General features: G+C 39.2%; 2 protein-coding genes. Both read left to right on the top strand.

From position 1 onward, the window contains the following. On the top strand, positions 1-248 hold a 248-nt coding region (locus HC176_RS15655), incomplete at its 5' end, for a DUF2391 family protein (RefSeq protein WP_209309737.1). A gap of 5 nt (positions 249-253) precedes the next feature. Then, positions 254-640, top strand: a complete 387-nt coding sequence (locus HC176_RS15650) for a hypothetical protein (protein WP_167919916.1) — start codon at positions 254-256, stop codon at positions 638-640. Positions 641-688: the final 48 nt, after the last annotated feature.

Below are 688 nucleotides of genomic sequence, written 5' to 3'. Positions count from 1 at the left end.
TGTTATGTACAATGATTTTAGGATATATAGACTTTAAGAATACCTCTCATGAGGAAGCAGATCTAAAACGTACCTGGAATCTGGTAGTGATAAGTTATTTGTCCGCCCTCCTGGTATCTTTCATTATGCTGTGGTTCTTTGACAGGATAGAGGGCTATGGTCCCGGGATTATTGTAGCGCAGGTCATAGTACTTGGAGTACCGGCAGCACTGGGAGCTTCGGCGGGAAGATTAATCATTGGCAGGTAGAAAATATGGGAAACAAAAATGAAAGGAATATCCTTGAAAATATCACTTTTTATAGTGGTATAGTAATATTGATCATACTCTTAATTTATCTCGGCTTCGGAATTGTCAAAAATGATAATAAACCTCCTGAACTTACCGTCAGTATTTCTGAAGATCCAAATTCCGCAGGTACAAAATATAAGATAGAAGTTGAGAATGTAGGGGAGAAGACCGCCGAAGCTGCAATTATTAATTTTGAGCTTTACGATAACGGAAAAGTTGCAGGCAAGGCAGAGTTGCAGATCGGTTATGTACCACAGCACTCCAAAGAGATAGGCTTTATTGTTTTTCCCGGACAACAAACTCCGGCAGATTCCATTGTAATCAATTCGATGAGCTATATTCAGCCATAGGTGGCACTTCAGAAAAAAATCAATCTTCCGTTTCCTTTCCGAATAAAA

It is taken from the genome of Tamlana crocina (genome assembly GCF_012037625.1).
This window is presented reverse-complemented; position numbering and strand designations above follow the sequence as displayed.

Excerpts from the sequence above, each read along its gene's own strand:
- HC176_RS15650 (WP_167919916.1), top strand. The coding sequence starts at position 254 with ATGGGAAACAAAAATGAAAGGAATATCCTTGAAAATATCACTTTTTAT.